The organism is Dehalococcoidia bacterium, assembly GCA_030648205.1.
GTDB lineage: Bacteria > Chloroflexota > Dehalococcoidia > JAUSIH01 > JAUSIH01 > JAUSIH01.
The window spans coordinates 132992-138991 of the sequence record JAUSIH010000046.1 but is presented as its reverse complement, the minus strand read 5'-3'; the positions used below and the strand labels follow the sequence as shown (position 1 = coordinate 138991).

General features: G+C 62.0%; 5 protein-coding genes. 2 read left to right on the top strand and 3 right to left on the bottom strand.

The annotated features are described in order from the left end of the window. Nucleotides 1-82 precede the first annotated feature (82 nt). Together Q7T26_06160 and Q7T26_06155 are read left to right on the top strand one after the other, a co-directional pair. Nucleotides 83-1199, top strand: a protein-coding gene (locus tag Q7T26_06160) for an IS630 family transposase (protein ID MDO8531736.1) whose coding sequence is annotated in 2 segments (ribosomal slippage) — nucleotides 83-501 and nucleotides 500-1199 — 1119 coding nt in all. Because the reading frame shifts where the segments join, the coding sequence is not laid out codon by codon here. Between the two features lie 93 nt (nucleotides 1200-1292). Further along, nucleotides 1293-2030: a glucose 1-dehydrogenase gene (locus Q7T26_06155; protein MDO8531735.1), complete on the top strand. Its 738-nt coding sequence runs from the start codon at nucleotides 1293-1295 to the stop codon at nucleotides 2028-2030. Nucleotides 2031-2189: 159 nt separating this feature from the next. Here the strand turns inward: Q7T26_06155 and Q7T26_06150 are convergent, their stop codons facing one another. The 3 genes from Q7T26_06150 to Q7T26_06140 form a co-directional block, all read right to left on the bottom strand. Continuing rightward, entirely contained in the window at nucleotides 2190-3389 is a 1200-nt protein-coding gene (locus Q7T26_06150) for a CoA transferase (GenBank protein MDO8531734.1), read from the bottom strand. A 2-nt stretch (nucleotides 3390-3391) separates the two neighbouring features. Beyond that, nucleotides 3392-4600: a CoA transferase gene (locus Q7T26_06145; protein MDO8531733.1), complete on the bottom strand. Its 1209-nt coding sequence runs from the start codon at nucleotides 4598-4600 to the stop codon at nucleotides 3392-3394. Between the two features lie 432 nt (nucleotides 4601-5032). Beyond that, nucleotides 5033-5839, bottom strand: coding sequence for a glucose 1-dehydrogenase (locus Q7T26_06140; GenBank protein ID MDO8531732.1), 807 nt, complete (start codon nucleotides 5837-5839; stop codon nucleotides 5033-5035). Nucleotides 5840-6000 lie beyond the last annotated feature (161 nt).

Genomic DNA, 6000 nt, shown 5'->3' with positions numbered 1-6000 from the left:
CTAGTACTCAGTCACTCTAATTTTGAATAGTTCAAAACTTCGTGTACGATGGGAGCATTCTGAACAAGGAGGAGATCCCTGTATGTCAGTGCTCAAGTACGTGGTCAGGCTGACGGATGAGGAACGAGAGCAAGCCAACGCGGTCATCCGCCGCGGGAAATCATCGGCCCGCAAGGTCGCCCGGGCCAGGGTTCTGGTCAAAGCGGACGAGGGGTGGAGTGACCCCCAGATCGCCGAAGCTCTGGACATCGGGGAGACCACGGTGTGGCGTACCCGGAAGCGTTTCGTGGAAGAAGGCTTGGACCGCGCCCTCCATGAGCTCCCCCGTCCAGGGCATCGGGCTAAACTGGATGGCAAAGGAGAAGCCCATCTCATTGCGCTGGCATGCAGCCAGGCTCCCGAAGGCCGTGCCCGCTGGACCTTGCGCCTCCTGGCGGGCAAGGTAGTGGAGTTGGGGCTCACCGAGGCATATTCGCGGGAGAGCGTGCGCCGGGTGCTTAAAAAACGACCTGAAGCCCTGGCAGCGCAAGGAATGGTGCATCCCTGAAGTGAGCGCCGCGTTTGTGGCATCCATGGAAGATGTGCTGGAGCTGTACGAGGAGCCCTACGACGCCCAGCGGCCCGTCGTGTGCTTCGACGAAACCTCCACGCAGTTGATTGAGGAGAAGCGCGTGCCCATCCCCGCCCGACCGGGACAACAGGAGCGGTTTGACTACGAGTACCAGCGCAACGGGACCCGCAACCTGTTCATGCTCTGCGAGCCCTTGCGGGGCTGGCGACACGTAGCCGTCACCGAGCAACGCACCATGCGAGACTTCGCCCACCAGATGCAATGGCTGGCGGAGGAGGCGTACCCTGACGCGGAGAAGATTCGGGTGGTGCTCGACAACCTGAACACCCACCGCCCCGCGTCGCTGTACGAAGCCTTCGAACCGGCTGAGGCGCGACGCATCCTGAAACGCCTGGAGTTCCACTACACCCCCAAGCACGGCAGTTGGCTGAACATGGCCGAGATCGAGTTGAGCGTGGTGAGCCGCCAATGTCTCAACAGGCGGATAGGAGAGGAGGCGACTCTCAAACGGGAGGTGGCGGTCTTGGAGGGGCAACGCAACGCCGATCGGGAGATCATCCACTGGCAGTTCACTGCAAAGGATGCACGCCACCGACTTCGCCATCTTTACCCTTCAATTTCAGCGTGACTGAGTACTAGCCATTTCGTGGGGCGCTAGGCCAGCAGGGAAGATAAGGGGAAAGTACACGTGCTAGAAAAAAGGTTCTCCCTGGCAGGGGATGTGGCCCTTGTCACAGGCGCAAGCCGGGGCATCGGCAGGGCCATCGCGGTGGCGCTGGCGGAGGCCGGGGCGGATGTCGTTCTGTGCGCCCGCACCCAAAACGACCTGGAGGACGTGGCGCGGCAGATAGGCGACCTGGGACGCAAGGCAGCCGTGGTGACGGCGGACTTGTGCACTACGGGAAACGTCCAGCGCATGGTGTCCCAGGCTGTATCCGCGTTCGGGCGCATTGACATCCTCGTGAACAACGCGGGCGTGAATCCCATCTTCAAGAAAATCGAGCAGGTCTCAGAAGCGGACTGGGACCATGTCCTTGACATTGACCTGAAAGGCGTCTTCTTCTGCTGCCAGGCAGTGGGAGCACATATGGCAGAGTGCAAGAAGGGAGCGATCATCAACGTCTGCTCCGTTGCTGGCATCCGCGGAGTCCCGCGCACGGCTCCCTACGCCGCCGCGAAAGCCGGCCTGCTTGCGCTCACCCGCTGCTGTGCCGTCGAATGGGGGCAGTACAACATCCGCTCCAACGCCGTTATTCCCGGCTGGGTCGCCACGAAGCTTACCGAGGGCCTTCACCAACACCCCAAATTCGGCAAGACTCTCGTGGAGCGCGGGCCTATGCCGCGATGGGCTGACGCGGACGAGATAACAGGCGCCGTCGTGTACCTGGCAAGCCCGGCGGCGAGCTTTGTTACCGGGGCGGAAATCGTCATTGACGGAGGCATGACCATTGTTGCGTAGCGGGCTATGTTATCGTATAGTCGTCGCTCACAATAAGGGTCAGGCCGGTCACGAAGCTGGCGGCGACCGGGGCCACGACCTCTGGCGCCGCGATTAGTGATGCGCGACGGGCCGTGCGTCAGAAGACCAACCACCAGTACCTGCGAACGGCGTGCTGTATTAGGACATCGCCTTAGCCTGGACAAGGCGCTCCAGGTCGTCGTCCCGCAGTCCCAACAGCTCCTGAAATATGTACTTGTTGCATAGTCCCAGCGAAGGGATGACGCGCTCCCGCGTGTCTGGAGGAGCATCCAGCAGGCGCCATGGCGCGCCGGCGGACACCATGGGCGCCCCCTCTGCCGTTGCGTAGGGAATATAGAAGCCGCGCGCCTGCACGTGCGGGTCCTCCGCTAGGTCCCGCGCGTCGAATGACGGCGCGGCGGCCACGCCTGCCTGCTGAAGCAGCGTCATAACCTCGTGTGCGGTCCGCTCGCGCGTCCACTTGGCGATAAGCGCATCCAGCAGGGCCTCATTCCGTTTACGCGCCGAGACGTCTGCGAATCGCGGATCGTCCGCCCATTCAGAATGACCGATCGCGTGGCAGAACGCGCGCCATTCACCCTCGATGCCGACTGCGATGCTGATCCAGCGGTCCGTCCCCTGGCACGGATAGCAGTTGTGCGGGGCCATCGTGCTGTCTTTGTTGCCGCGTCGTCCGGGAATGCGCCCCGTCATCTGCGGATCCATCGTCGTATGGGCCACCACGCATGCGACCGCTTCCACGAAGGACACATCGATGAACTGCCCTTCGCCGGTGCGCTGGCGATAACGCAGCGCAGCGACTATTGGGAAAGCGCTGGCCGTGCCCGCCCGCAGGTCGATACTGATACGCATCTCCGTCGGCGGGCCGTCATCATAGCCCGTCAGGTGAGACAGGCCGCCCAGCGCGCTAAAGATTGGCGCGAACCCCCCAAAATGACGGTACGGCCCCTCTCCGCCACATGCGGACGCGGAGACAAGGATGATGTCCGGCCGCAGTCGGCGCAGGACGGAGTAGCCGAGACCCATGCGGTCGAGAACGCCGGGCCGAAAATTCTCCACCACTACGTCACAAAGCGGGACAAGGTTCTTCGCTTGCTCCACGGCCTGCTTGTTAGTCAGGTCAAGCGTTCCGCTGAACTTGTAGATGTTGAGCTGGTCAAGAACCCACGGCTGCGCCGTGCGGCTCCTCTGCTGCTTTGCACGCTCGGCGGTCTCCAGCCTGATCACCTCCGCGCCCAGAAAGGCGAGAAGCTCCGTGCAATATGGCCCTGCTCCCATCTGTGTCAGGTCCAGGACACGGACGCCGGTGAGCGGCAAGCGAGTGGTGGTAGTGTCCATGGTTAGATAATCCCCGCGCGTCGCATGTCCGACAGCTCCACGGGCGTCAGTCCCAGTTCAGGGCAGTAGACCTCTGTGTTGTGCTCGCCCAGCAGCGGGGCGGGGCGCTCGAGACGCACGGGCGTCGCCGACATCTTCCACGGCGCGGAAGGATATTTGTACGAGCCGGCCAGCGGATGGTTGACCTCCGTGAAGAAGCCGCGCGCCGCCATCTGCGGAGAGGAGAGCACCTCTGCGGCGTCGTTCACGCCGCCCGCGGGGCAGCCTGCGTCCTGCGCACGTTCGGTCACCTCGCGGCGCGTCAGGCGCGCCGCCCACGCCTCGAAATTCGCGCGCAACTCTTTGTCGTTGCCAACGCGCCCATTACTGGACTTGAACACCTCCTTCAGCGTCCACTCCGGGTTACCCATGGCGCGCACCAGGGCCTCCCAATGGTGGTTGAAGTTCACATTGATCTCCATGTAGCCGTCCTTGCAGCGCAACGTGCTGCCCAGGCGCGGCCCTCGGTCAGCGCGTGACTCCGCCTGGCTGATGTTCTGCCATTTGGTAATGTCCAGCCCGTTCAGCGCCATGTTGACTTCCTGCCGGGAGATGTCCACGTGCTGGCCCTGGTCGGTGTGGTCGCGTTCATAGAGCGCCGCGACGGTCGCGATGCTCGCCGCCAGCCCGGCATCGTATTCGCCCACAAAGCCGCCTCCGCCGTGGACGGGCGGACGATCGGTCCATGCGCCGCCGGGCAGGAAATAGCCTTCGCCACCGGCGTGGAACGTGTTGAGCGGAGAAGCTTTGTAATCCGCGTAAGGCCCGGTCCATCCGAAAGGTGTGATCGTCGTGACGATAAGCGCAGGGTTGACGGTGCGCAGTGCCTCAGGCGTCAGGCCGAGTTTGCGCAAGTCCGCAGGCTGGCGGTCAATAAGCACGATGTCCGCGCGGCGCGCAAGGTCAAGGAGGATGCGGCGGCCAGTGAGCGCCGTGACGTTCAGCGTGACGCCGCGCTTGTTCAGGTTTACGGTGAGGAAGAGTCCACTCGTGTCGTGATGGGGACTGTCGCCGGGAAAGGGGCCATAGCGCCGAGAGCGGTCGCCGGTGTGCGGCTGCTCGACCTTGACTACGTCAGCGCCCATGTCCGCAATGATGCGTCCGCAGTAAGGGCCGGACACCATATCGCACAGTTCAAGTACGCGAACGCCGCCAAGCGCCGTGCCGGGCACAGGGCCTCCTTCGACAGGGTTTCCGACTGTCAGCGGGAGAGGGGTGCTTGCTTACCAGTGTAGTTCGTGCTGATTGTAGCCACGCCTCGCCCCAGTGTCAAACACATGTACTGGGTCAAGATATGTCGGACAAGGCCTCCTCTCTCAAGGCGAATCCTTTCGCAGCGTCCAATTCCAGCCACATCTCCTGCACGTTGTTGGTCTCGAAGACCTCTGGTGCGCTCTTCACGAAAGCAGCGGCGTGGCCGATATCAGAGTCCGGTGTCTCGCTTGTTGAATAAGTGGAGTACGCTTGGCGGCGTCAAACGTGCCTCATTGGTGCTGTTCTCTATCTGACGATCTCAGCAGACGGCTCCGTGACCGAGGCCGAGATCGTCATCGTCGAAGGCCAGACTGTTGTCGCATAACGCATAAGCTGAGAGGGCCACAGCGCTACATCATGGTGTAGCCGCCGCTCACGCTCAGGGTCTGACCGGTGATGAAGCTGGCCGCGTCCGAAGCCAGAAACACCACGGCGTTGGCGATATCTTCGGGACGGCCTATCCGCCGGAGCGGATAACCCTTTTTGACGCGCTCGATAACATCTGCGTCGCTGATGACCCAGGCGCCCACGCCTCCCTCTTTTGTGTTCCACATGCTCCCCGCGCTGACGTGCTCCTGGCTGGCGGGGAGCGTCATGCCGGGGCACACGACATTGAAGCGAATGCCGTATCGCCCGTTCTCCCGCGCAAGCGCCTTGCTTAGCGCGATGACTCCGCCCTTCATCGCCCCGTAGACGGCCTCCCGAAACTCACCCATGCGTCCCGCGTCAGAGCCCATGCTGACCACGACGCCATTCTTTTGAGCGATGAAATGGTCCAGGACCGCGCGGGTGCAATTGACAACGCTCCAGAAGTTGAGCTTGACCTCTTTTTCCCATTCCTCTCGCGTCTTCTCCATGAAAAGCAGGTCTCTGGTCCACCCAACGTTGTTGACCAGCACGTCAATCCTGCCGAAGCTCTTGAGCGTGATATCCACCATGCGCGCGACCGAAGCGGGGTCGGTGACGTCCGTTTTCACTGCCAGCGCGCGTCCCTTCGCCCCCATGATTTCGTCAGCTACGCGAACGCCCTGTCTTTCATCCAGGTCAGCGAGGACGACGTTGCTTCCCTCCGTGCCAAAAGCTAAAGCGATACTCCGCCCAATATTCGAGCCGCCACCCGTCACAATGACTGTCTTGCCTGCTAACTTCAGGTCCATCGCTCTCCTCCTGATTCATGCGTGGAAAATCTGTTCCTGCGCATTATAGAGACACCCTGACGGCGCGACAAGCTGTACGAGCTATTCAATACCCAGTGAAGGCTATGTAGTCATTCTCAGAACGCGCTCTTGAAAGCCTATACGTGCCTGCTATCGAGCGC